Source organism: Rhizobium sp. LC145, from assembly GCF_001005825.1.
GTDB lineage: Bacteria > Pseudomonadota > Alphaproteobacteria > Rhizobiales > Rhizobiaceae > Neorhizobium.
On record NZ_LBHV01000008.1, the window covers coordinates 215,356 to 239,153 of the forward strand.

At 61.0% G+C, this 23,798-nt stretch carries 24 protein-coding genes; 15 read left to right on the plus strand and 9 right to left on the minus strand.

The genetic code is table 11. The features are described 5' to 3' along the window. Position 1: 1 nt before the first annotated feature. Positions 2-2,545, minus strand: coding sequence for an ABC transporter permease (locus tag YH62_RS21140; RefSeq protein ID WP_046796254.1), 2,544 nt, complete (start codon positions 2,543-2,545; stop codon positions 2-4). After that, positions 2,542-3,252, minus strand: a complete 711-nt coding sequence (locus YH62_RS21145; RefSeq protein WP_046796255.1) for an ABC transporter ATP-binding protein — start codon at positions 3,250-3,252, stop codon at positions 2,542-2,544. The genes YH62_RS21140 and YH62_RS21145 overlap by 4 nt, the downstream gene beginning before the upstream one ends. Positions 3,253-3,335: 83 nt before the next feature. Between YH62_RS21145 and YH62_RS21150 the strand changes: the two genes are divergently transcribed. From YH62_RS21150 to YH62_RS21190, 9 genes are all read left to right on the plus strand, one after another. Then, positions 3,336-3,986, plus strand: a complete 651-nt coding sequence (locus tag YH62_RS21150) for an arylesterase (RefSeq protein ID WP_046796256.1) — start codon at positions 3,336-3,338, stop codon at positions 3,984-3,986. A 65-nt stretch (positions 3,987-4,051) separates the two neighbouring features. After that, the gene (gene thpR / locus YH62_RS21155; RefSeq protein ID WP_046796257.1) at positions 4,052-4,645 is read left to right on the plus strand and encodes an RNA 2',3'-cyclic phosphodiesterase; all 594 of its coding nucleotides are present in this window, start codon (positions 4,052-4,054) and stop codon (positions 4,643-4,645) included. A 27-nt stretch (positions 4,646-4,672) separates the two neighbouring features. Then, a complete protein-coding gene (locus YH62_RS21160) occupies positions 4,673-4,975 on the plus strand; it encodes a 4a-hydroxytetrahydrobiopterin dehydratase (RefSeq protein WP_046796258.1) in 303 nt (100 codons plus the stop codon). Between the two features lie 65 nt (positions 4,976-5,040). Beyond that, positions 5,041-5,436 (plus strand): YkvA family protein, encoded by a 396-nt coding sequence (locus YH62_RS21165; RefSeq protein WP_046796259.1) that lies wholly within the window; start codon positions 5,041-5,043, stop codon positions 5,434-5,436. A gap of 337 nt (positions 5,437-5,773) precedes the next feature. Continuing rightward, positions 5,774-6,277 (plus strand): invasion associated locus B family protein, encoded by a 504-nt coding sequence (locus YH62_RS21170; protein WP_046796260.1) that lies wholly within the window; start codon positions 5,774-5,776, stop codon positions 6,275-6,277. A 315-nt stretch (positions 6,278-6,592) separates the two neighbouring features. Next, complete coding sequence (gene rlmN / locus YH62_RS21175) at positions 6,593-7,768, plus strand: 23S rRNA (adenine(2503)-C(2))-methyltransferase RlmN (protein ID WP_137326862.1); 1,176 nt, start codon at positions 6,593-6,595, stop codon at positions 7,766-7,768. A 99-nt stretch (positions 7,769-7,867) separates the two neighbouring features. After that, a complete protein-coding gene (locus YH62_RS21180) occupies positions 7,868-8,821 on the plus strand; it encodes an ABC transporter substrate-binding protein (RefSeq protein ID WP_046796262.1) in 954 nt (317 codons plus the stop codon). A gap of 129 nt (positions 8,822-8,950) precedes the next feature. Then, a complete protein-coding gene (locus tag YH62_RS21185; protein WP_046796263.1) occupies positions 8,951-9,832 on the plus strand; it encodes an ABC transporter permease in 882 nt (293 codons plus the stop codon). Then, positions 9,829-10,623, plus strand: a complete 795-nt coding sequence (locus YH62_RS21190; RefSeq protein WP_046796264.1) for an ABC transporter ATP-binding protein — start codon at positions 9,829-9,831, stop codon at positions 10,621-10,623. The genes YH62_RS21185 and YH62_RS21190 overlap by 4 nt, the downstream gene beginning before the upstream one ends. 59 nt (positions 10,624-10,682) lie before the next feature. Here YH62_RS21190 and YH62_RS21195 read toward each other — a convergent pair whose 3' ends face one another. Next, the gene (locus tag YH62_RS21195; RefSeq protein ID WP_046796265.1) at positions 10,683-11,324 is read right to left on the minus strand and encodes a LysE family translocator; all 642 of its coding nucleotides are present in this window, start codon (positions 11,322-11,324) and stop codon (positions 10,683-10,685) included. 62 nt (positions 11,325-11,386) lie between these two features. Beyond that, on the minus strand, positions 11,387-12,247 hold the full coding sequence (locus YH62_RS21200; protein ID WP_046796266.1) for an SDR family NAD(P)-dependent oxidoreductase: 861 nt from the start codon (positions 12,245-12,247) through the stop codon (positions 11,387-11,389). 193 nt (positions 12,248-12,440) lie between these two features. On the opposite strand from YH62_RS21200, the gene YH62_RS21205 reads away from it, so the two are divergent. After that, a complete protein-coding gene (locus tag YH62_RS21205; protein ID WP_046796267.1) occupies positions 12,441-13,664 on the plus strand; it encodes an argininosuccinate synthase in 1,224 nt (407 codons plus the stop codon). A gap of 54 nt (positions 13,665-13,718) precedes the next feature. On the opposite strand, the gene YH62_RS21210 is transcribed toward YH62_RS21205, so the two are convergent. Both YH62_RS21210 and YH62_RS21215 read right to left on the minus strand, forming a co-directional pair. Then, positions 13,719-14,891 carry a multidrug effflux MFS transporter gene (locus YH62_RS21210; protein WP_046796420.1) on the minus strand — a complete coding sequence of 391 codons (1,173 nt, stop codon included), beginning with the start codon at positions 14,889-14,891 and terminating at the stop codon, positions 13,719-13,721. A 22-nt stretch (positions 14,892-14,913) separates the two neighbouring features. After that, on the minus strand, positions 14,914-15,393 hold the full coding sequence (locus YH62_RS21215; protein ID WP_046796268.1) for a MarR family winged helix-turn-helix transcriptional regulator: 480 nt from the start codon (positions 15,391-15,393) through the stop codon (positions 14,914-14,916). Positions 15,394-15,621: 228 nt separating this feature from the next. Between YH62_RS21215 and YH62_RS21220 the strand changes: the two genes are divergently transcribed. The 4 genes from YH62_RS21220 (at position 15,622) to ppa (ending at position 21,032) form a co-directional block, all read left to right on the plus strand. Next, on the plus strand, positions 15,622-17,703 hold the full coding sequence (locus YH62_RS21220; RefSeq protein ID WP_046796269.1) for a M3 family metallopeptidase: 2,082 nt from the start codon (positions 15,622-15,624) through the stop codon (positions 17,701-17,703). A 135-nt stretch (positions 17,704-17,838) separates the two neighbouring features. After that, positions 17,839-19,662, plus strand: a complete 1,824-nt coding sequence (gene typA, locus YH62_RS21225) for a translational GTPase TypA (protein ID WP_046796270.1) — start codon at positions 17,839-17,841, stop codon at positions 19,660-19,662. Positions 19,663-19,860: 198 nt separating this feature from the next. Then, entirely contained in the window at positions 19,861-20,367 is a 507-nt protein-coding gene (locus tag YH62_RS21230; RefSeq protein ID WP_046796271.1) for a GNAT family N-acetyltransferase, read from the plus strand. Between the two features lie 128 nt (positions 20,368-20,495). Continuing rightward, positions 20,496-21,032: an inorganic diphosphatase gene (ppa, locus tag YH62_RS21235; protein ID WP_046796272.1), complete on the plus strand. Its 537-nt coding sequence runs from the start codon at positions 20,496-20,498 to the stop codon at positions 21,030-21,032. 1 nt (position 21,033) lies between these two features. Here the strand turns inward: ppa and YH62_RS21240 are convergent, their stop codons facing one another. Together YH62_RS21240 and YH62_RS21245 are read right to left on the minus strand one after the other, a co-directional pair. Beyond that, positions 21,034-21,348 carry a DUF167 domain-containing protein gene (locus YH62_RS21240; RefSeq protein WP_046796273.1) on the minus strand — a complete coding sequence of 105 codons (315 nt, stop codon included), beginning with the start codon at positions 21,346-21,348 and terminating at the stop codon, positions 21,034-21,036. After that, entirely contained in the window at positions 21,345-21,635 is a 291-nt protein-coding gene (locus YH62_RS21245) for a YggT family protein (protein WP_046796274.1), read from the minus strand. Before YH62_RS21245 ends, YH62_RS21240 begins: the two co-directional genes overlap by 4 nt. Positions 21,636-21,773: 138 nt before the next feature. Between YH62_RS21245 and YH62_RS21250 the strand changes: the two genes are divergently transcribed. Continuing rightward, complete coding sequence (locus tag YH62_RS21250; protein ID WP_046796275.1) at positions 21,774-23,033, plus strand: MFS transporter; 1,260 nt, start codon at positions 21,774-21,776, stop codon at positions 23,031-23,033. Here the strand turns inward: YH62_RS21250 and YH62_RS21255 are convergent. Then, positions 23,021-23,794 carry a glutamine amidotransferase gene (locus tag YH62_RS21255; RefSeq protein ID WP_046796276.1) on the minus strand — a complete coding sequence of 258 codons (774 nt, stop codon included), beginning with the start codon at positions 23,792-23,794 and terminating at the stop codon, positions 23,021-23,023. The genes YH62_RS21250 and YH62_RS21255 overlap by 13 nt on opposite strands. Between the last annotated feature and the right edge of the window lie 4 nt (positions 23,795-23,798).

Here is a 23,798-nt window from a genome sequence, read left to right on the forward strand (position 1 = left end):
ATTAAAGCTCCCGCAGGACCGGAGCGGCCTTCTGGCCGAGGATTCGCCAGGTTCCGATGAGGCCGATGCCGACGGTCAGCACCAGCGAAACGGCGAGCGTCAGCACCGCCACATCCGGCAGGAAGGCCGATGGCAGGTTCATGATGCGGTTCACCACGAACCAGGCCGAAACGCTGCCGGCGAACAGTCCGAAGACCGCCGTCGCAGTCCCAAGTATCATGTATTCGTAGCTGAAGGCGCGCATCAGCATGCTCCGGGTTCCGCCGAGCGTCTTCAGTACCACGGCATCGTGGGTGCGGGCGCGGTTGCCGGCGGCGAGCGCGCCCGCAAGAACCAGCACCGAAGCTATGAGCGCCACCGCCGCCGCGGCGCGAATGGCGGTAGCGAGCTGGCCGACGAGCTGATCGACGATATCGATGGCATCCTTGACGCGGACGCTGGTGATGGTCGGATAGGCATTGGTAACGGCGCGCAGGATCGCAGCTTCCTGCTGGGAGGTGGCCGACGGGTCGCTCAATGTCGCGAGCCAGGCATGCGGCGCGCCGCGGAACGTGTTGGGAGAGAAGACCATCACGAAATTGATCGACAGCGATTCCCACTCGACTTGCCGGAAGTTGGCGATCCGCGCGGTGATGTTGCGGCCGAGCACGTTGACGGTGACCGTATCGCCGAGCTTGAGGCCGAGTTCGGTGGCCTCTTCCGCCGAGAAGGAAACGAGCGGCTCGCCGGAATAGTCCGCCGGCCACCATTCACCCTGCGTAAGGCTCGAGTTGGCGGGCAGTTTTTCCTCATATGTGATGCCGCGGTCGCCGCGAAGCACCCAGCGACCGGCCGCCGGCACATTCATGGTCGTCACGTCCTCACCGTTGAAGGCGAGGATGCGTCCGCGCAGCATCGGCACCTGGGTCACTTCGCCCTCGGGAGATTGCTGTTTCAGGATGCTCAGGAAACCCTCTCGCTCCGCGTTCTGGATGTCGACGAAGAAGAAATTCGGCGCGCGCTCCGTCATGTTGCCGGTGAGTTCGCGGCGCAGATTGCCGTCGATCAGCGCCAGCGTCACCAGGAGAGCAAGGCCGAGGCCAAGCGACAGCACCACCGAAGGCGTCAGGGCGCCGGGGCGGTGGATATTGCCGATCGCGAGCCTGAGTGCCGGTGAGTTGACTCTTGGACTGCGGCGGGCGAGCGCTCCTATCCCCGCCGCTACCAGGCGCAGCAGAACGAAGGCTCCGGCGACCGCGGCGAGGAAGACCGCGGCGACGAAGCGTTCCTCCGCCGCGGCTATCGCAAGCCCAGCGAGCAGCGCCAGCGCCGCACCGGCCGCCAGCACGTAGGGCCATGAGGGCCATCGGGCGGCATCGAAGCTCTGTTCCCTGAAAAGCGCCGTCGCCGACACTTCGCGCGCGTGGCCGAGCGGCAGGATGGTGAAGGCGAACGTGATGAGCAGACCGAAGAGAGCCGCAAGCCCGAGCGCGGAGGGATAGAACGCCATTTCCCGCGGCACCGGCAGCACGCCTTCCAGGAAGCGCAGTGCAATGAAGGGGGAGGCCGCGCCGATCGCCAGCCCGATGACGATCCCTATCAATGCCAGCAGCAGGATTTGGGTGAGATAGATCAGCGTCACGACGAAGGCCGGAGCGCCAAGACATTTGAAGGTGGCGATCGTGGTGCGTTTGGCATCGAGGAAGGCGCGTACGGCATTCGCCACGCCGACGCCGCCGACGATGAGCGCGGTGAGACCAACCAGCGTCAGGAATTGCGAAAACCGGTCGACGTTCTCCGCAAGCGACGGTGCGGCGCGATCACTGAGCCGGATCGACCAGCCAGCGCTTGGAAATTCCTGGTTGGCACGGGCCGGGATGGTGCCACGGATCGCGGGATCGTCGAGCCGCACCTTGTAGGCGTGCTCGACAAGGCTTCCGGTCTGGATCAGGCCGGAGGCGATCAGCGCGCCGCGGCTGACGAGCAGGCGTGGCGCGAATCCGAAGCCGTCGGAAAGCGCGTCCGGCTCGGCCACGATTGTCCCGGCTATCCGCAGGCGGGCGTTGCCGAGCAGCAATTCGTCGCCCACCGAAAGCCCTAGCCGCTCGAGGAGCAGCGGTGCGGCAAGCGCGCTGAAGTCTCCGCCATTCTCAGCCAGCAAGGTTGACAGCGGGGCTTCCGGGCTTGCGGTGAAGGTGCCGTAGAGCGGATAGGCGTCGTCCACCGCCTTCACTTCGACCAGGGCCTGTTCCGAACCGTCCGGCTTGCGGGCCATTGAACGGAGACTGGTGGAGAGCGAAACGGTGCCGAGGCCGTCGAGGAAAGCGCGTTCTTCCGTTGTCGCCTCGCGATTGTTGAGTTCGAAGCGGATGTCGCCGGCAAGGATTTCCTGCCCCTGGGAGGCGATCGCGCCGGTGATGGCGCGGGAAACGGAATTCACCGCGGCGATCGCGCCGGTACCGAGCGCGATGCAGGCGAGGAAGATATAGAAGCCGGCGAGGCCGCCACGCATCTCGCGCCATGCAAGCCGGAAGGCGATCGCGAGACGGGGAAAGGCCGATCTCATGCCGAAACCGCCTGTACAGGCGCGACCTCGGCCGTATCTCCGACGATCTGGCCGGAACGGACGCGGATCTGCCGCGAGCAGCGGGCGGCAAGCGAATTGTCGTGGGTGACGAGCAGCATGGTCATGCCGCGTTCGGCCTGCTTGGCAAACAGTAGATCGGCGATCTGCCGGCCCGTTTCCGTATCGAGATTGCCGGTCGGTTCATCGGCGATCAGGACGGCGGGCGAGGGTGCGAGCGCGCGGGCGATCGCGACGCGCTGCTGCTCGCCGCCGGAAAGCTGGCCGGGGTAGTGGCCGAGCCTTTCTCCGAGGCCCACGGCGGTCAATTCGCGGCGAGCTATATCGAAGGGGTCTTTCACATTGGCGAGTTCGAGCGGGACGGCGACATTCTCGAGCGCCGTCATGTTGGCGATCAGGTGGAAGGATTGGAAGACGATGCCGATGTTGCGGCCGCGGAAATCGGCGAGCGCGTCCTCCGACAGGCTGTGGAGCGCCGTGTCCTTGATGAAGATCTCTCCGCTATCGAGCCGTTCCAATCCGGCAAGCACCATCAATAGGGTGGATTTTCCAGAGCCGGACGGCCCGACGATACCGACGGCCTCTCCGGAGCGGATGGAAAGATCGATCCCCTTCAGGACATGCACGGATGCAGCCGCGCTGCCGAGCTTCAGATCGGCTTTCTTCAGCTCGATGATGGTTTTTGTCAAAGTCGGCTTCCTATATTGAGCTCAAACCAGGATCGTGAAATCGAATGCCGCAGCGCGGTAGCGCCCAATTTAAGGAACGGACCATGAGTTTTAAAGCAAGCCTCCTTCACTTCATCGTCATGTCCGTTCTTATGCTCATCCCGCTGTCGGCCGCGGCGCAGGACCGTCCGACCCAGCTCGTCGGCCTGGGGGACAGCCTGATGGCGGGCTATCAGCTCGCCCCCGGTGAATCCTATACGGCGCAGCTCGAAGCGGCGCTGAAGGGGAAAGGCCATGACGTGGTCGTCACCAATGCAGGTGTTTCCGGCGATACGACTGCGGGTGGGCTCTCCCGCGTCGATTGGTCGGTGCCGGATGGAACGGATGGGGTCATCCTCGAACTCGGCGCCAATGATGCCCTGCGCGGCATCTCGCCAGAGGAGACAGAAAAGAACTTGGATGCGATCCTGACGAGGCTCAAGGAGCGCGGCATTGCGGTGCTGCTTGCCGGCATGCTGGCGCCGCCGAACATGGGCGGCGATTATGCTGAAAGGTTCAATCCCATCTACCAGCGGCTCGCGGAAAAACATGGCGTTCCGCTCTATCCGTTCTTCCTTGATGGCGTGACCACGGTCGAGGGCATGCAGCTAGAGGACGGCATGCATCCGAACGCAAAGGGCGTGGCGGCAATGGTTGAAAAGTCGCTGCCCGCCGTCGAAAGCTTCCTGGGGGACATCAGGGGTGGGGGAAATTAGCGCTTGCGTGGAACTCCGTTGCGTGATTCGCTGTTGATATCTGCAAGAGATTCGAGGAGGTCCCCATGCCGAGACTTTTCACCGCCCTCGAAATTCCGCGCAATCTGGCCCTCAGCCTCTCCCTATTGCGCGGTGGTCTACCTGGAGCCCGGTGGATCGACGTGGAGAACTATCACATAACACTTCGCTTCATCGGAGACGTCGACGGGCGCACCGCCGACGAGATCGTCGACCGGCTGGACCGGATCGATCGACCCGAATTCCCGTTGACGCTTACCGGTATAGGTTCGTTCGGTTCCAAGAAGCCGCATTCCGTCTGGGCGGGTGTCGCTCCATCGGTGGAAATCCATGCCTTGCAAGCGGAAATCGAACGAATGTGCCAAAGAATCGGCCTGCCGCCCGATCCACGCAAGTTCACCCCGCATGTGACGCTGGCACGTTTGAAAAACTGCCGCCTCGACGATGTGGTTCACTATCTTTCAGGGCGCGGCAATTTCCAGACCGCGCCCTTTACCGTTCCGCGTTTCGTACTGATGTCCTCGAAGGAGTCGGTGGGAGGCGGACCATACCTCACGGAAGAGGTGTTCCCGCTGCGGGAAGTCGGCTTCGGTTCCTCCAGCTCGATCGCGGAGCTGGTTCCCGCCAAGGGGTTTTATTAAGTAGACGTCGATCTGGAGGCCATGCGAATGGCACGTGAAAAGCTCGATATCGAAGCAATCGCAGGCGAACTCGAGACCCTCGATGGATGGGAATTGCGTTCCGAGGGCGATGCGATCTCCAGGAGCTTCAAGTTCCGCAATTTTTCCGAGGCATTCGGCTTCATGGCCGAATGCGCGCTTGCGGCAGAAAAGCTCAATCACCATCCGGAATGGTTCAATGTCTATTCCCGCGTGGACGTCACGCTCAGCACCCATGATGCCAAAGGGCTGACGGAACTGGATTTCAAGCTTGCCCGGCTCATGGACAAGCTCGCTGCCCGCCGCGATTGAACTCGCTCTCCTGTCACCCATATAGGGGCTGGCGCGGCTTGCTGCCGTGTTTTCCGGAGATCGACATGGATGACGTGAAGATTGGCGAAATCCTCCTGCCCGGCGACGAGGATACGCGGGAACGCCGTGAGAAGCAGGTAAAGGCCAAGTTCTGGCCCACGCTGAAGCGCGCCGTCCGTTATGTTCCATTCAGTCGCGATCTCGTGGCGGCTTATTATTGTGCGATCGACCCCAGGACGCCGGCTCGTGTGCGCGGCGTGCTGCTCGCCGCTCTCGCCTATTTCGTCCTGCCTTTGGATTTCATTCCCGACTTCTTCGTGCTTGCGGGCTTCACCGATGACGTTGCGGTGCTCGCAGCCGCCTTCAGGATGATCCAGGGCCACATCGCCGACCGGCACTACGATGCCGCGGATCAGGCGCTTGCAGACGACCCGGAGCTTCAGGCCGATTCCTCAAAATAGTTGATTACACCATGGGCCGGCATGGCCTATTCCAATCAATAGTTGAACAATCTAATGTCATCGGAGGCGCGGGGATAAAGACAAACTCTTGCCCCAATCCTTATGTCAGTGGTTCGCCGATGGGTGGAACTCCCGGGTGGGCCTTACGTTTTTCGATGCCTCGTGACTGGTAACGATTGCGTGCAGACTGGCTGGGAATAAGACAAAAATCCAATTTTCAAGGCAGCGTTGACGGTTTGGTAACCAGAATTAAGTCAAATTAAACCGTATTACGACCATGCCTGACAAGCTTGCCCGGTCGGGCCCTTGGAAACGATAAGAAAACCGGCAGGAGATCATGTCTGTAAGAATTATTGCAACCGTATTGGCCCTCACGCTGGCGAGCGCCGGCATTGCATCGGCTCAATCGCCGACACGCATCCAGCAGTTCAAGGCTTGGGGCGCATATTCCTACAAATCCGGCAACAACACGGTCTGCTATGTTCTTTCGGTTCCGACCGCCAAGGAGCCAGCCGCCGTGGACCACGGTGATATCTTCTTCATCGTTTCGCAGCGTCCGGGACAGAATATCTCCTACGAGCCGCAGGCGATGATGGGCTATACGCTGCAGGCCAATTCCAAGGTCAACGTGACGGTCGACGGCAAGAGCTTCGTGATGTTCACCAAGGATAAGGCAGCCTGGGTGGAGAATGCCGCCGAGGAGCCTGCGCTGGTCGCCGCCATGAGGTCCGGCAGCTCGATGACAGTGAACGCCACGTCGGCCCGCGGCACCAAGACCTCCTATTCCTATTCTCTGTCGGGCATCTCGGCTGCGCTTAAGCAGATCGAAAGCTGCAGATAAATTCCGTTCGCTAACGGCGGATTGCAAAGGGCCGGTCCTTCGACTGGCCCTTACGCGTTTTGGAGGGCCGTTACGTCCGATGATACGCAAGTAGTGACGCGCGGGCGAATTGATGGTAAAGCGCCTCGCAACGACAGTCCGGCGCCCACGTGCGATCGACTGAAGCAGGTTTCACGCACAGACATGCCCTTGTTCCCCCGTTCGCTGGTGCGGGAAAGGTCATGTGCATTCGAGCAGGAACAGAGACAGATGTCCGCAACCGAGGCTGCTATTGCCAGTCCCCTCAAGAAGCCGCTCGTACCGCGGCCTGATCTGATGTCCGGCAAACCGTCGCTGATCGGCCTGACGCGCGAGGACATGGCGCAAGCATTGAAGGAAAAGGGCGTACCGGAAAAGCAGGTGCGCATGCGCGTCAGCCAGCTCTGGCATTGGCTCTATATCCGCGGTGTGTCCGACTTCGACGCGATGACCAATGTCGCCAAGGACATGCGTGAAATGCTGAAAGCGCATTTCACCATCGCGCGTCCCGAGATCGTGGAGGAACAGGTTTCCAATGACGGCACCCGCAAATGGCTCTTGCGTTTTCCGCCGCGCGGCGCCGGTCGTCCGGTCGAGGTTGAGACCGTCTATATTCCAGAAGAAGGACGCGGCACGCTCTGTATCTCAAGTCAGGTCGGCTGTTCGCTCACCTGTTCGTTCTGTCACACGGGAACGCAGCGGCTGGTGCGCAATCTGACCGCCGAGGAAATCCTTGCCCAGCTCTTGCTCGCTCGCGATCGGCTCGGTGATTTCCCCGGCACCGACACGCCGCCGGGCGCCTTCGTGCCGACCGGTGAGCGCAAGATCACTAATATCGTCATGATGGGCATGGGCGAGCCGCTCTACAATTTCGAAAGCGTCAAGACGGCGTTGCTGATTGCGACGGACGGCGACGGGCTTTCGCTCTCGAAGCGCCGCGTCACCCTGTCGACCTCAGGCGTGGTGCCGGAAATCTACCGCACCGGCGAGGAGATCGGCGTCATGCTGGCGATCTCGCTGCATGCGGTGCGCGACGAGCTTCGCGATATGCTGGTGCCGATCAACAAGAAATATCCGCTGAAGGAACTGATCGAGGCCTGCCGCAACTATCCGGGGCTTTCGAATGCGCGACGCATCACCTTCGAATACGTGATGCTGAAGGATATCAACGACAGTCTCGAAGACGCCAAGGCGCTGGTGCAGCTCCTCAAGGGTATTCCGGCCAAGATCAACCTCATTCCGTTCAATCCCTGGCCCGGCACGAACTATCAGTGTTCGGAATGGGCGCAGATCGCGAAGTTCGCGGACTTCATCAACCAAGCCGGCTATGCCTCGCCGATCCGCACTCCGCGCGGCCGCGATATCCTCGCCGCCTGCGGTCAGCTCAAGTCGGAATCGGAACGCATGCGCAAGACCGAGCGACTGGCTTTCGAAGCCATGATGATCGCCGGTCATGGCGAGGATGAAGAATAGGGCAAGAATAAGCAGGATTAATCTTTGTCCCCGGTTTCCACCAATTGATTTTGGCTTGTCCTTTCCCTACAAACGCCGAGATCATAAACGGAGGAAAACATGCGCTCGGTTCTGCTCGCCTTTGCCGCCACTCTGGCGCTCTCTCTGCCCGCTGCGGCGGAAAATGTTACGGTCGCCGTGACGGCGATCGTGGAGCATCCTGCTCTCGATGCGGCGCGCGACGGCGTTCGCGATGCGCTTGCTGCGGCCGGTTACAAGGACGGAGAGAACCTCAAGTTCATCTATGAATCGGCGCAAGGGAACCCGGCGACTGCTGCTCAGATCGCCCGCCAGTTCGTCGGCGAAGGCCCGAACGTGATCGTCCCGATCTCCACGCCTTCCGCGCAGGCGGTCGTTTCCTCCACGCGCGATATTCCGGTGGTCTTCACCGCCGTTTCCGATCCCCTGGCCGCGCAGCTCGTCAAGGACATGGAAAAGCCCGGTGGCAATGTCACCGGTCTCTCGGACATGTCCCCCGTCGGCGAGCATCTGGCGCTGATCAAGGAGATCCTGCCGGAGGTGAAAACCGTGGGCTATCTCTACAATTCGGGTGAGGCCAATTCGGTCGCGCTTCTTGCCGTGCTGAAGACGGAAGCCGAGAAGGCAGGTCTGACGGTCATCGAATCCGCCGCCACCAAGTCGGCTGAGGTGCAGGGCGCCGCTCGCGCCCTCGTCGGCCGTGCAGATGCGATCTACGTTCCTACCGACAACACGATCATCTCCGCTCTGGAAGGCGCCGTTGCGGTTGCCGAGGAAGGCAAGCTTCCGCTCTTCACCGCCGATACGGATTCAGTATCGCGCGGTTCGTTGGCGGCGCTCGGTTTCAACTATTACGATGTCGGCAAGCAGACCGGCGAAGTGGTCGTGCGCATTCTCAAGGGCGAAAATCCCGGCGATATCGCGGTGAAGATCGCTGCTGGCAGCGATTTGGTCGTCAACAAGGCCGCCGCCGCGAAAATGGGCGTCACGCTGCCAGAAGGCGTTCTCAGCCGCGCAAGCCGCGTGATCGAGTAAAGAACGTCCGAAATAGTCAGGCACGGCCGCTCCCATCTTGGATGGGAGCGGTTTCGTGTTATTTGAAACCATTCGCCGTCGCCAAAGAAGTGGCGGGGGCGCAAAGAAAAGAGACAAGGGGCTGACAAGGTGAGTCAGATCGCTTTCTGGGGAGCTGTCGAGCTGGGGCTGGTTTATGCCTTCGTTGCCATCGGCGTTTTCCTCGCTTTCCGGGTATTGGATTTTCCCGACCTTACCGTCGACGGGTCTTTTCCCCTCGGCGCGGCTGTAACCGCGGTTCTCATCATCGCAGGCGTCAATCCCTGGCTGGCCGCTGCGGTAGCCATGGTCGCGGGTGCTCTCGCGGGAATGGTGACGGCGCTTCTCAACGTCCGCTTCCGCATCCTCAACCTGCTCGCGTCGATCCTCACGATGATCGCCCTGTTCTCGGTGAACCTGCGCGTGATGGGGAAACCGAACGTCGCGCTGATCAACGCCGACACGATGTTGAGCCCCTTCTTCGGCCTGGGCCTGAGGGAGTTCTACGTCCGGCCGCTTTTCGTCGGCATACTTGTCATCGTGGCCATCGTGTTCGTCTGGCGCTTCCTTGTAAGCGACGTGGGGCTTTCGATGCGCGCGACGGGCGCGAACCCCCGGATGGCCCGCGCTCAGGGCATCGACACGAGCCGGCAGATCTATCTCGGCATGGCGATCTCGAATGCGCTCGTCGCCTTGGGAGGCGCGCTTTTCGCCCAGACCAATGGCTTTGCGGACGTGACTTCCGGCGTGGGCACGATCGTCGTCGGTCTCGCAGCCGTCATCATCGGAGAAACGCTGCTCGGCACCAGGGGCATACTGATCGCGCTCATCGGCTGCGTGCTGGGTTCGATCCTCTATCGCATCGCCATCCAGCTGGCGCTCTCGACTGATGTGCTCGGCCTCCAGGCTTCCGATCTCAATTTCGTAACGGCCCTGCTCGTCACCGTGGCGCTCGTCCTGCCTCGCCTTCGTCGCGGAGGGGCTGCATCGTGATTTCGCTCAAGGACATCAAGGTTATCTTCGGGCGCGGCACGCCGCTGCAGAAACAGGCGCTGAACGGCGTCAGCCTGACGATCGAGGAAGGTTCCTTCGTCACCGTGATCGGCTCCAACGGGGCCGGAAAGTCGACGCTGCTCGGCGTGCTCGCCGGCGATGTCATCGCGACCGAAGGACAGGTGGTGATCGGTGGAACCGACGTCACGCGAAAAGCGACCGCGGCGCGCGCGGGTCTCGTCGCCCGGGTCTTCCAAGACCCGCTGGCGGGAAGCTGCGGGTCACTTTCGATCGAGGAAAATCTCGCCCTTGCCGCACGGCGTGGCGAAAAGCGCGGTCTTGTCGCGGCACTCGGTCCGAAGCGCCGCGAACTTTTCCGCGAACGGGTCGCGGACCTCAATCTCGGCCTCGAGAACCGCATGAGCGACCGGATGGATCTGCTTTCCGGTGGCCAGCGCCAGGCGGTCTCGCTCGTGATGGCGACGCTTGCGGGTTCCGAAGTGCTGCTTCTCGACGAGCATACCGCCGCGCTCGATCCAGGGATGGCGGAATTCATCATGAACCTCACCCGGAAGATCGTCTCCGAGCGCAAGCTGACGACGTTGATGGTCACCCATTCCATGCGCCAGGCGCTGGACTACGGCCATCGCACGGTCATGCTTCACGGCGGTGAGATCGTGCTCGACGTCGCCGGAGACAATCGCAAGAACCTTCAGGTCGAAGATCTGATCGAGATGTTCCGCAAGATGCGCGGCCAGACCCTCGACGACGACGAGCTGCTGATCGGCTGAGTAGTTGTGTTTTACGCAATTCCAGACGCAAAACCGCTGCACACTTTTGCTGGAATTGCTTACCTTGCCTGGGTGAGGAAGATCTTCGCGGCGAAGACGGAAAAGACACCGGCAAAGGTGTAGTCGATGCCGCGCAGTACCTTCGGATTTGCCTGTAGCCAATTCGACAGCCGGTCGGCGGCGAGCGCTGCGAGCACGTTCACGGGCATGCCGAGCACGATGAAAAAGATGCCGAAGAAGATGAGCTTCTGCGTGACGGCCGGATCGTGTGCCGTCACGAATTGCGGCAGGAAGGTCATGAAGAAGATGATGACCTTCGGGTTCAGGATATTGACCCAGAAGCCGGTGGAGATATTGGCGAGCGCGCTGCTCTTGGATTGCTCCACCTTCTTGACCGAAAAGCTGGAACCGAAGCGGATCGCCTGGATGGCGAGCCAGAGCAGGTAAGCGGCCCCACCCGTCTTGAGAATGAAGAAGGCCGTCGGCGAGGCGGTGATCAGCGCGGAAATGCCGAAGGCCACCAGAAGCGTGTGGCAGACCACGCCGAGGCTGGTACCGAGCACCACGAAAAGTGCTGCCCGCCGCCCTTGCCCCAGCGCCCGGCTGATCGAGAGCGTCATGTCGGGGCCGGGCGTCAGCGCCAGCAGCAGGCTTGCCGCCGTAAAGGCGAGGAGGGTAGACAAATTGGGCAAGAAATCCATGGCACTCTCACGAAAGCCGATAAGCCTGCACCTTCAATATCCGGCTTTTCATCGAATGCCAATCATCCGCGTCTTGCGATGAACGCTCTCGCCGCTTCGGCAAAATCGGGATGCCAGCGGGACAGTGGTGGGCGGTTCTCGATGATGTCGCCGATCGCCCAGGCCATGCGGCGCTCGTCGGTCGCGCGGTCGACGTCGTTGTCGGGGCAGAGAATGTAGAAGTCTCCCCGCTCCAGGCTGGTCAGCATGAACTCCACTGTCTGTTCCGGCGTCCAGGCGCCCTCCGGCTTTTCGGTGCGGCCATGTGCCGTCAAACCGGTATAGACGAAGCCGGGGATGAGGAGATGCGCCGTCACCTTGCAATCGGGCGTGTTGCGCAATTCGTGCTGAAGCGCTTCCGTGAAAGCCTTCACGCCGGCCTTGGCGACATTATAGGCCGGGTCGCCCGGCGGTGTGGTAATGCCTTGCTTCGAGCCGGTATTGATGATGAGCGATGGCTCGCCATGGGCGATCATGCCCGGCCCGAAGATGCGCGCACCCTGTATGACGCCGAGGAGGTTGACCGCGAATACATTGTCCCAGTTGGCCTGCGGTCCGAAAAGGCTGCTGCCCGGCTGGATGCCGGCATTGTTCATCAGCACATGCACGCGTCCGAAACGCTGCAGCACCGCCCTTTCCAGCGCTTCGATCTCGCCCGGCTTCGAAACGTCCGTGCCGATGGCGGCCACATCCGTCTCGCCGTCCTCGGCAAGCGCGGCGACCTCGCGGCAGGCTTCGGCAAGACGATCGCCCTCCAGATCGGCAAGCACTACCGAGAGACCGAGGCGAGCGAATTCCTTGGCGGCGGCAAGCCCGATACCGGATGCAGCACCGGTAACGACCGCGACATTGTCTTTCTTCAGAGCAGGATGAGTGACTGCCATCTGCGATCTCCCGTTTGATATTGCGGTGCGGTAACTAGCGATATGGTTTCCCGAATAGAGCCCGTCAACATGGCAGGGGTGTTACAGGAGCCGCTTTCCCTTGCACCTACCGATAAACTCGCTAAAAGTGCCGCGATCCCCTGGAAACCGCGGCTTGACCGGGCCGCCTCACCGTAGACGGACTTGAAATCAAATGGCACTCCCGAAAGACGTTAAGAAGGTCGTTCTCGCCTATTCCGGCGGCCTCGACACCTCGATCATCCTGAAATGGCTGCAAACCGAACTCGGCGCCGAAGTGGTGACTTTCACGGCCGATCTCGGCCAGGGCGAGGAACTGGAACCCGCCCGCAAGAAAGCCGAGATGCTGGGCATCAAGGAAATTTTCATCGAGGACGTGCGCGAGGAGTTCGTGCGCGATTTCGTCTTCCCGATGTTCCGCGCCAACGCCGTCTATGAAGGCGTCTACCTGCTGGGTACGTCGATCGCCCGGCCACTCATCTCCAAGCACCTGATCGAGATCGCCAAAAAGACCGGCGCCGACGCGATCGCCCACGGCGCGACCGGCAAGGGCAACGATCAGGTTCGCTTCGAGCTTTCGGCTTACGCGCTGAACCCGGACATCAAGATCATCGCCCCCTGGCGCGACTGGTCCTTCAAGAGCCGCACGGATCTCCTGAACTTTGCCGAACAGCACCAAATTCCGGTCGCCAAGGACAAGAAGGGCGAAGCGCCGTTCTCGGTCGACGCGAACCTGCTGCACTCCTCGTCCGAGGGCAAGGTTCTGGAAGACCCGGCTCAGGAAGCTCCGGAATATGTGCATATGCGCACGATTTCCCCGGAAGCCGCTCCCGACAAGGCGACCGTCATCAAGATCGGTTTCCAGAAAGGCGACGCGGTTTCCATCAATGGCGTAGCCATGTCTCCGGCAACGCTGCTGGCGACGCTCAACAACTATGGCCGCGACAACGGCATCGGCCGCCTCGACCTTGTCGAGAACCGCTTCGTCGGCATGAAGTCCCGCGGCGTCTATGAAACGCCCGGCGGCACCATCCTGCTCGCCGCACATCGCGCGATCGAATCCATCACGCTTGATCGGGGTGCCGCGCACCTGAAGGACGAGCTGATGCCGCGCTATGCAGAGCTCATCTATTACGGCTTCTGGTTCTCGCCGGAACGCGAAATGCTGCAGGCCCTGATCGACAAGAGCCAGGAGCATGTGGAAGGCGAAGTGACGCTGAAGCTCTACAAGGGCAATGTCATGGTCACCGGCCGGGAAAGCGAGAAATCGCTCTACTTCGACAAGCTGGTCACTTTCGAGGACGACCAGGGCGCCTATGACCAGAAGGATGCGGCGGGCTTCATCAAGCTCAACGCACTCAGACTGCGAACGCTCGCCAAGCGCAATCTCGGCCAGTAAGCGAACCGAAAAAACGATCCTGCGCCCGTCTCCTTGAATGAGGAGGCGGGCTTTTTATTGGCGGCCGGTCAGCCGGTAGAAAACGTAGCTGCCGACGGCGAGATATTGCATGCAGGGGATGATGATGCCGAGCGAGGTCAGCGGTTCGCCGAGCGCGGAGGCGGCCACTCCGCCGGCGAAGCCCCCACCCATCTGGATGAATCCCATCAAAGCGGCTGCAGACCCCGCCATGTGCGGGAAAGGCGCAAGGCCGATGGTGATGATATGAGGTGTCAGGAACGCCATGCCGAAGGTAGCGACGGCGACCGGCCCCATGATCGAGAGAAACGAGAGCGGCAGGAAAAAGACCGAGAGAAGCATCAGCGTGCCGCCCGCGCCGCTGAAGCAAAGCCCGATCACCACCGCCTGTGGGCCGGCGAGATGTTTGGAGACCAGCCGTAAGATGACGGAGCCGCTCAGATAGGCGCCGGTCTGCATCAGCATGCCGAGGCCGAACTGCGTGGGGCTGAGGCCGACAGCATCGATCAGCACGAAGGGCAGCATGGTTCCCTGTGCATAGAGCGCGCCGATCGTCCCTCCCAACACGAGGGAGGGCAGGAGGAAGCGCAGGTCGACGATCAACCCGGCATAGGCGGAGAAGAGTTTCAGCGGCTTCAACCGATCTCTGTCCGGCACCACGGTTTCGCGCAGGAACAGCATGCAGCTCGTCAGGGCGATGAGCCCGAACAGGATCATCAGCAGGAAGACCGATTGCCAGCCGAAGCTCGAGGCCGCCAATCCGCCGATCGTCGGACCGATAGCGGGGCCGATCGCCAGGATGATGCCGATCATGTTCATGATGCGGGCTGCCTGTGGGCCGACGAAAAGGTCGCGTACAACCGCCCTGGAGACGGTGAGGCCTACCGAAGCGCCAATGCCCTGCACCAGACGGGCGGCCAGTATCCACTCCACCGTCGGCGCGAAGGCAGCCATGATCGACCCTGCCAGATAGATCGAGAGAAAGATGATCGTCGCCACCCGGCGGCCATAGGCATCGGAGACGGGGCCGGCCAGGAGCTGGGCAAGGGCAAACCCGCCGAAATAAAGCGAGAGGCTGAGCTTTATGGCCGCTTCCGTCGTGCCGAAGGCCCGGACGAGTTCCGGCATGGCCGGCGTATAGATAGCCATGGAGATAGGCCCTACCGCCGTCAGCAGCGCGCCGAGCAGGGTGGTGCGGCGCTCGCTCATCGCGGCGGGCATGGGCGCGCAACTATCGGCTTTCATCTGCCGCGGCGGGGGAGGGAGAGCTATTGGCCATCTGAAGGTTGGCGTTGAAGATTTTCAGGGTATCGTCGAGCAGAAACCGGTCTTCCTCGCTCATGCCCTCCGTGGCCTCGACCATCACGGCACGCAATTCGTTGCGCACGCGCTCGATCAGATCGCCGGAGCTTTCGGTGAGGGTGATCCTTTTTGCCCGCCGGTCTGCGGAGCATTGCTGACGCTCTATCAATCCCAAGGCCTGAAACTTGTCGAGATAGGTGCAGAGCGTCATCGGCTCGACACCCATGCGCGCTGCGATATCGAGCTGACGGCTGCCACCGGCCGCAGCAATGGTGAGAAGGGCCCTGGCTTCTCCCGGCGTGATGCCGAGCCCTGCCTGGCTGATGCGCCGCTCGAAGGCGACCCGCATCAAGCGGGCACTGTCGCTGACCAGAAAGCCAAGCGTATAGAGATCGGGACGGGCGCCCATCGTTCCTCACAAAATTCGTAAGGCACGCTTACTATCTTTCCGGGCAAGCGCCAATGAAAAGCGGCCGTAGATCGCGTTGACAACGCAAATGTGTTCGCGAAAGCTGTCCGGGAGGGACAAAACCCCATCGAGATGTGCTTTCTTGCCGAAGGTACATGTCCACCGGTAATAACATTCCCTCCGCCTTCGCCTATATGAGGGCGACCTGTCATTTCAAAGGATGTTTCGATGGCAAATTTCCCCAACCCCGCGCTCGTGAACTGGAACGGCCATCACGGCCTGCCGCAATTCGATCAGGTGAGGGATGAGGATTTTGCGCCCGCTTTCGATGCGGCGCTTGCAGCCCACGAAACTGAAATCGACCAGATCGCCAACAATCCAGACGAGCCGAGCTTTGCCAATACGGTCGTGGCGCTGGAAATCGCGGGTGACGAGCTTTCACGGGTTTCGGCGCTGTTCTGGAACAAGGCCGGTGCTCACACCAATGATAGGATTCAGACGCTGGAGCGCGAAATCGCGCCGAGGATGTCGCGGCACTATTCCAAGATCGGCATGAATGCAGCTCTTTTCGCCCGCATCGATTCCCTTTGGGAAAAGCGGGAGGAACTCGGCCTTACCGTCGAGGAAAAGCGAGTGCTGGAACGCCACTGGAAGGGCTTCGTGCGCGCCGGTGCCAAGCTTGCCAAAGCCGAACAGGAGCGGCTGGCCGACATCAACGAGAAGCTGGCCGGGTTCGGCGCACGTTTTGGCCAGAATGTACTGGGCGACGAGAGGGAATGGTCGCTTAAGCTGTCGGACAAGGCCGATCTTGAAGGCCTCCCTTCCTTCCTGCGCGATGCCATGGCGGCGGGGGCTCGCGAGCGCGGTGAAGACGGCTATGCTGTGACATTGTCGCGCTCGATCATCGAGCCGTTCCTGACATTCTCCAGCCGCCGGGATCTGCGCGAGCAGGCCTTCAAGGCCTGGGTTGCACGGGGCGAAAACGGCGGCGAGAGGGACAATATCGGCATCGTGCGGGAAATGCTGGCGCTGCGCGCCGAAAAGGCGGGGCTTCTCGGCTACAAGAACTTCGCGGATTACAAGCTCGACGACACCATGGCGAAAACCCCGGAGGCGGTGGACAAGCTGCTGCGCGAGGTCTGGAGGATGGCGCGAGCCAAGGCGCTGGAGGAAGAGGCAAGCCTTGCTGGATTGATTGCGGAGGAGGGCGGAAACCACGAGGTCATGCCCTGGGATTGGCGGCACTACGCCGAAAAGCTGCGCGAGCGGACCTTCGATTTTTCCGAATCCGAATTGAAGCCTTACCTGCAGCTCGAAAAGATTATCGAGGCCTGCTTCGATGTCGCCGAACGCCTGTTCGGCATTGAGGCCGCGGAGGTCAAAGGCGTTGCAGCCTATCACCCCGATGTCCGTGTTTTCGAGATTCGGGAAAAAGGGGGAGCGTTGAAGGCGCTTTTCCTGGGCGACTATTTTGCGCGGCCTTCCAAGCGTTCCGGAGCCTGGATGAGTTCATTCCAGTCGCAGCACAAGCTGCCGCTGACGAATGGCACGACGGGCGAATTGCCGATCGTCTATAATGTCTGCAATTTCGCCAAGCCGGCCGAAGGCAAGCCGGCATTGCTCTCCCTCGACGATGCACGCACGCTTTTCCATGAATTCGGCCATGCGCTGCACGGTATGCTTTCGGATGTCACCTATCCGTCCGTCTCGGGTACGGCGGTCGCTCGCGACTTCGTCGAGCTGCCCTCCCAACTTTACGAGCACTGGCTGACCGTGCCGGAAATCCTCGAAAAATACGCCGTCCATCATCAGACCGGCGAACCCATGCCGAAGGCACTTCTCGATAAGGTATTGGCTGCCCGCACCTTCGATGCCGGTTTTGCGACAGTGGAATTCACTTCGTCCGCACTGGTGGACATGGCTTTCCACACACGAGATATAGTCGAAGACCCGATGGCAGTGCAGAGGCAAGTGCTTGTCGAGATCGGCATGCCGACCTCAATCGTCATGCGGCATGCCACGCCCCATTTCCAGCACGTCTTCTCGGGCGACGGCTATTCGGCGGGTTATTATTCCTACATGTGGTCGGAAGTGCTCGATGCGGATGCTTTCGCCGCCTTCGAGGAAACCGGCAATGTCTTCGATCCGGTGATGGCGCGCAAACTGAAGAACAATATCTATTCCGTCGGCGCTTCGATCGATCCGGAGGAAACCTACAGGGCCTTCCGCGGCAAGCTTCCCGATCCCCAGGCCATGCTCAGGAAAAAGGGACTTGCCATGGTCGAGGAACTCGCCGGCAGCGATGCCTGATCGGCACTGCAGGGCAGTCCTGCCGAGAGTGGTTGGCTAGCCCCCTTTCGCAAATGCAAAAAAACGGGTATGAGCGCGCCAACGAAATATGGCGCGTCCTCCCGTTAGTGCGCCTCAGCTTCAGAGATATCCAATATGGCACTTCGCAACATCGCGATCATCGCGCACGTTGACCATGGGAAAACGACCCTCGTCGACGAACTCCTGAAACAGTCTGGCTCCTTCCGCGAGAACCAGCGCGTGGCCGAGCGCGTGATGGATTCCAACGACCTGGAAAAGGAACGCGGGATCACCATCCTCGCCAAGGCCACCTCGGTCGAGTGGAAGGGCCACCGCATCAATATCGTCGACACCCCCGGTCACGCCGACTTCGGCGGTGAAGTCGAGCGTATCCTGTCGATGGTGGATGGTGCGATCGTTCTCGTCGACTCGTCGGAAGGCCCGATGCCGCAGACCAAGTTCGTGGTCGGCAAGGCGCTGAAGGTCGGTCTTCGCCCGATCGTCGCGATCAACAAGATCGACCGTCCGGACGGCCGCCACGAAGAAGTCATCAACGAAGTCTTCGACCTGTTCGCCAATCTCGACGCTACCGACGAGCAGCTCGACTTCCCGATCCTCTACGGTTCCGGTCGCGATGGCTGGATGAATGTCAATCCGGAAGGTCCGAAGGACGAAGGTCTGGCGCCGCTTCTCGATCTCGTGCTCAAGCACGTTCCCGAGCCGGTGGTCGAAGAAGGCCCGTTCCGGATGATCGGCACGCTTCTCGAAGCCAACCCGTTCCTCGGCCGTATCATCACCGGCCGTATCGCTTCGGGTTCGATCAAGCCAAACCAGGCCGTCAAGGTTTTGAGCCAGGACGGCAAGACGGTCGAAACCGGCCGTATTTCCAAGATTCTCGCTTTCCGCGGCATCGAGCGTCAGCCTATCGAGGAAGCGCAGGCAGGCGATATCGTAGCGATTGCCGGTCTCTCCAAGGGAACTGTCGCCGATACGTTCTGCGATCCCTCTGTTACGGAAGCGATGACGGCTCAGCCGATCGACCCGCCGACCGTTACCATGTCCTTCATCGTCAACGATAGCCCGCTTGCCGGCACCGAAGGCGACAAGGTCACGAGCCGTGTTATCCGCGACCGCCTGTTCAAAGAAGCAGAAGGCAATGTGGCCCTGAAGATCGAAGAAGCCGAAGGCAAGGACTCGTTCTACGTTTCCGGCCGCGGCGAACTTCAGCTCGCCGTCCTGATCGAGACCATGCGCCGCGAAGGTTTCGAACTGGCCGTTTCGCGTCCGCGTGTCGTCATGCACAAGGACGAGAACGGCACTATGATGGAGCCCATCGAAGAAGTCGTCATCGACGTCGATGAAGAACATTCCGGTGTCGTTGTTCAGAAGATGTCCGAGCGCAAGGCCGAAATGACCGAGCTGCGTCCGTCGGGCGGCAACCGCGTTCGTCTGAAGTTCCTTGCGCCGACCCGCGGCCTCATCGGCTACCAGTCGGAACTGCTGACCGACACCCGCGGCACGGCGATCATGAACCGCCTTTTCCACGACTATCAGCCGTTCAAGGGTGAGATTGCCGGCCGTACCAACGGCGTTCTTCTGGCCAATCAGGCCGGCGAAGCCGTCGCTTATGCGATGTTCAACCTTGAAGACCGCGGTCCGATGATCATCGAGCCGGGCGAAAAGGTTTACATGGGCATGATCATCGGCATTCACAGCCGTGACAACGACCTCGAAGTCAACGTCCTCAAGGGCAAGCAGCTCACCAACATCCGTTCAGCCGGTAAGGACGAAGCCGTCAGGCTGACCCCGCCGATCCGCATGACGCTCGATCGCGCGCTCTCCTGGATCCAGGACGATGAATTGATGGAAGTGACGCCGAAGTCGATCCGTCTGCGCAAGATTTACCTCGATGCCAACGACCGCAAGCGATTCGAAAAATCTCGCGTCGCGCTAGGCTGAAAACGCCCTATGTGCCCTTCGAAACCCCGGCTTGAACGCCGGGGTTTTTTATTTGTGCCTTCATTCGGCGCAGACTTGCTGCCAGGGTTAAAAAGGCGTTAACCTTCCCGCATCGTTCACATGAGAAGTCTGTGGGCAATCCGTCGGCTTCCCCAGGCGGGAATGGCGGATCACCTGCAGCGGGACCACAATAGCGTTATGAAAACGTTGTCGATCGATGTCCGGCGGGCCGACCCGCAAGATGCCCGAGCCATTTCGGAAGTGCATCGCGCTGCCTGGACGCAAGCCTATGCCGGCCTCATCCCGCACAAGCCGCTCACCCAGATGCTTGAGCGGCGCGGCGAGAGCTGGTGGCGAAAAGCGACGCGAGGGCCTGCGACCCTCCTGGTGCTGGACGTCGCCGGCACGGTGGCAGGATATGCGACGATCGGGCTCAACCGGGCTCGCGCCCTTCCGCATGACGGTGAGGTTTACGAGATCTATCTTCGGCCCGAATTTCAGGGCGTCGGGCTCGGGCGCCGACTGTTCGGCGAAAGCCGCAGGCTGCTTAAATCGCTCGGCTGCGAAGGGCTCGTCGTCTGGTGCCTGGAAGACAGCGATCACGCGGCCCGTTTCTTCCGCCGGTATGGCGGGATCGACATCGCCGAAGGCATGGAAGATTTCGGCGGCACACAGCTCAGGAAGATCGGTTTCGTCTGGCCGTAGTGGTTCCGGGGGCTTCGTTCCGGAAGGCGGATGACTTGCCGGACCATTCTTTGGCGAAAGCCTTGTTGCCTTGCAGCATGATTCCCAGTATCGAAGCCCCCGGACAGTTAACCTCATCGGGGAAAAGAATGCGTATTGATGCGATTTCTGTTGGCAAGAACCCGCCGGAAGATGTCAACGTCATTGTCGAGGTGCCGGTAGGCGGCCATCCGATCAAGTACGAGATGGACAAGGAAGCCGGAGCGCTGGTCGTCGACCGCTTCCTCTACACGCCGATGACCTATCCGGGCAATTACGGTTTCGTGCCCCATACGCTCTCCGAGGATGGCGATCCGATCGACGTTCTGATCTGCAATACGCGTCCGCTGGTGCCCGGCTGCGTCATCAACGTCCGCCCGATCGGCGTCATGGTCATGGAAGACGATGGCGGCAAGGACGAGAAGATCATCGCCGTGCCGGTTCCGAAGCTCACCCAGCGCTACGACAAGGTCAAGAACTACACCGACCTGCCGGAAATCACGCTGAAGCAGATCGAGCACTTCTTCGAGCACTACAAGGATCTGGAGCCCGGCAAATGGGTGAAGATCGGTGGCTGGCAAGGTGTCGATGTCGCCAAGAAGCTGATCGTCGAGGCGATCGAGCGCTATCAAGCCGACAAGAAGTAATTCAGCCCCGCAAGACGGCTTCGAGCTTTTCTGCAATCTCCTCCGGGTCGCCATCGATCCGGAGGATTTTTTTGCGCGCCGTTTCTCCGGAGAGAATGGAAATCGAGGATTTCGGCCGCTTCAGTGTGCTCGCAAGCAAGGCGATGAGGGCCTTGTTGGCCTTGCCGCTCTCGGGGATCTCGGTGACGCGGGCTTTTAGGTAAGCCTCGCCGTCGGTTCCGATTTCGATCCCGTCGAAACCGTCATGCCGGGCATTCGGCGTCAGGCGAATTGAGAGGCGAAGGTGATCCGATTGCCTGCTGTAGGGCCGGCTCACGCGACCATCGGATAGACGGTCGTCCACATCAGCGAGCGCAGGAAGAAGATAATCAGCAGGACGATGATGGGCGAGATGTCGATGCCGCCGAGATCGGGCATGATGCGGCGGATCGGCCGCAGGACCGGTTCGGTGATGTTGTAGAGGAAACGGCCGATCGCATCGACGAACTGGTTTCGCGAGTTGATGACGTTGAAGGCATAGAGCCAGGAGAAAATGGCGCTGGCGATCAGCACCCACGTGTAGAGGTTCAAGGCCAAATCTATGGTCTGAAACAGCGCGTACATCCAAGTCTCCAATTCGTTGTTGACAGACATGTAGACATTGGCGAACTAACGGGCAAGTGCCGCATATGCACAGCAGGCGAATCAAGTTCCACGGGCATTTCCGGGATTTGCCGCTCCTGCCCTTCCTGGAAGCCGCTCATGTCCATTCCCAGTACCGGTGATCGCTTTGCTGCCTTTCGGCATGCATCCTACGCGCGTTTCTTCGCATCCCGGTTTCTCGCCGCCTTCGCGATCCAGATTGTGAGCGTCGCTGTCGGCTGGCAAATGTATGATGTTACCGGCAGCGCGCTCTATCTCGGACTGATCGGCCTTTTCCAGTTTCTGCCCTCCCTTCTCCTGATCCTTGTTACCGGCTCGGTCGCCGACCGGTACAATCGCAGGGCCATCGTGGCCATCTGCCTCGTCATCGGTGCCGGTTGTTCGGCGGCGCTTCTGGGGCTGACGCTCGCCGGCGCCTTTGCTCCCTTGCCGGTCTTCGGTATCCTGCTCGTCTTCGGTGTCGAGCGTGCTTTCATGGGGCCGGCGGTGCAGTCGCTTGCGCCGAATCTGGTCCCTGAGAAAGATCTCGCGAATGCGATCGCCTGGAATTCCTCTTCCTGGCAAATGGCGGCAATCCTGGGGCCGGTCATGGGCGGCTTGCTTTATGGCGCAAGCGCGGTCGTGGCCTATTCCGTCGCGCTTGCGCTGCTGATCCTGGCGGCGGTTCTGGTGTTGATGATTCCCAAGCCCGCGCAGCGGAGCCCCTCGAAGGCCGTGAACTGGGAAGAGATTCTCGCCGGCTTCCGGTTCATTTCGAAAGAGAAAGTGGTGCTAGGCGCCATTTCGCTCGATCTTTTCGCCGTGCTGCTCGGCGGCGCGGTAGCGCTGATGCCGATCTTTGCGCGCGATGTGCTGGCGCTCGGGCCCTGGGGCCTTGGCCTATTGCGGGCCGCGCCCGGCATCGGCGCAGTCGTCGTTGCGGTCTGGCTCGCCTTTCATCCGGTTCGCCATCATGCCGGTATAGCGATGTTCATCGGCGTCGCCCTGTTCGGCGTGGGTACTGTGATCTTCGGCCTCTCGGAAACGGCATGGGTATCCATCGCCGCGCTGATGCTGATGGGCGCCTCCGACATGATTTCCGTCTATGTGCGCGAGACGCTGATCGTACTCTGGACGCCGGACGAGGTTCGCGGCCGCGTCAATGCGGTGAACATGGTGTTCGTCGGCGCTTCGAACGAGCTTGGGGAGTTCCGGGCGGGCACGATGGCGTCCATCTTCGGCGCGGTGCCGGCGGTGGTGGTCGGCGGCATCGGCACGCTCGCGGTCGCCATTGCCTGGGCGCTTGCCTTTCCGAAGCTCCGGAACATCGATAGCCTGGAAGCTCCGGATCGCGAAAATACCGCCGCTCAGCCCGCCTGAAGGCTCCGCTTGGGTTCGGCCTCGGCTGGTGCTTTTTCCGTTGCGAACTGCCGTTCGAAAACCAGGTCCAGGAACTGCCATAGCCACTCACGCAGAGGCTGGTCGAAGATCATGCGTCCTTCCAGGTGCTCCCGGCCTTGTTGGGCATTCGGCATGACGAAGCGATGCTCGCCACGGACCACCCATCGCTGCATCATCGCCCGGGTAAGTTCCGCATGGAACTGCAGGCCCCAGGCATTGTCGCCGTAGCGGATTGCCTGGTTCGGATAGGCATCGCCTTCCGCGAGCAGATGAGCGCCGGTCGGCAGGCTGAAACCTTCGCGGTGGAAGTGATAGACCATCTTCGGCCAGTGCATCAGAAGCCGGCCATGTTCGGTGGCGTGCAACGGATACCAGCCGATTTCGGTGAGCCCTTCCTTGTCGGCAGCGACCTTGCCGCCCAGGTGCCGCACCATCATCTGCGCGCCCAGGCAAATCCCGAGAAAGGGCCGGTTTTCCTTGAGCGGCACTCCGATCCAATCGATTTCCGTCTTGACGAAGGGATCGGGGTCGTTGGCGCTCATGGGGCCGCCGAAGATCACGGCGCCGGAATGTTCCGCCAGGGTATCCGGCAACGGATCGCCAAGAACGGGACGGCGGATATCGAGAGGATAGCTCTTTTCGACGAGCATCTGGCCGACGCGGCCAGGAGAGGAGCGCTCCTGATGGAGCACGATCAATATCGGCTGCTTCCTAGTACGGCGGGAGGGAAGAATCAGCATATTA

Coding starts and splice junctions, on each gene's coding strand:
- YH62_RS21140 (WP_046796254.1), bottom strand. CDS start 2,545: ATGAGATCGGCCTTTCCCCGTCTCGCGATCGCCTTCCGGCTTGCATGG.
- YH62_RS21150 (WP_046796256.1), top strand. CDS start 3,336: ATGAGTTTTAAAGCAAGCCTCCTTCACTTCATCGTCATGTCCGTTCTT.
- thpR (WP_046796257.1), top strand. CDS start 4,052: ATGCCGAGACTTTTCACCGCCCTCGAAATTCCGCGCAATCTGGCCCTC.
- YH62_RS21160 (WP_046796258.1), top strand. CDS start 4,673: ATGGCACGTGAAAAGCTCGATATCGAAGCAATCGCAGGCGAACTCGAG.
- YH62_RS21165 (WP_046796259.1), top strand. CDS start 5,041: ATGGATGACGTGAAGATTGGCGAAATCCTCCTGCCCGGCGACGAGGAT.
- YH62_RS21170 (WP_046796260.1), top strand. CDS start 5,774: ATGTCTGTAAGAATTATTGCAACCGTATTGGCCCTCACGCTGGCGAGC.
- rlmN (WP_137326862.1), top strand. CDS start 6,593: ATGTCCGGCAAACCGTCGCTGATCGGCCTGACGCGCGAGGACATGGCG.
- YH62_RS21180 (WP_046796262.1), top strand. CDS start 7,868: ATGCGCTCGGTTCTGCTCGCCTTTGCCGCCACTCTGGCGCTCTCTCTG.
- YH62_RS21195 (WP_046796265.1), bottom strand. CDS start 11,324: ATGGATTTCTTGCCCAATTTGTCTACCCTCCTCGCCTTTACGGCGGCA.
- YH62_RS21200 (WP_046796266.1), bottom strand. CDS start 12,247: ATGGCAGTCACTCATCCTGCTCTGAAGAAAGACAATGTCGCGGTCGTT.
- YH62_RS21205 (WP_046796267.1), top strand. CDS start 12,441: ATGGCACTCCCGAAAGACGTTAAGAAGGTCGTTCTCGCCTATTCCGGC.
- YH62_RS21210 (WP_046796420.1), bottom strand. CDS start 14,891: ATGAGCGAGCGCCGCACCACCCTGCTCGGCGCGCTGCTGACGGCGGTA.
- YH62_RS21215 (WP_046796268.1), bottom strand. CDS start 15,393: ATGGGCGCCCGTCCCGATCTCTATACGCTTGGCTTTCTGGTCAGCGAC.
- YH62_RS21220 (WP_046796269.1), top strand. CDS start 15,622: ATGGCAAATTTCCCCAACCCCGCGCTCGTGAACTGGAACGGCCATCAC.
- typA (WP_046796270.1), top strand. CDS start 17,839: ATGGCACTTCGCAACATCGCGATCATCGCGCACGTTGACCATGGGAAA.
- YH62_RS21230 (WP_046796271.1), top strand. CDS start 19,861: ATGAAAACGTTGTCGATCGATGTCCGGCGGGCCGACCCGCAAGATGCC.
- ppa (WP_046796272.1), top strand. CDS start 20,496: ATGCGTATTGATGCGATTTCTGTTGGCAAGAACCCGCCGGAAGATGTC.
- YH62_RS21245 (WP_046796274.1), bottom strand. CDS start 21,635: ATGTACGCGCTGTTTCAGACCATAGATTTGGCCTTGAACCTCTACACG.
- YH62_RS21250 (WP_046796275.1), top strand. CDS start 21,774: ATGTCCATTCCCAGTACCGGTGATCGCTTTGCTGCCTTTCGGCATGCA.
- YH62_RS21255 (WP_046796276.1), bottom strand. CDS start 23,794: ATGCTGATTCTTCCCTCCCGCCGTACTAGGAAGCAGCCGATATTGATC.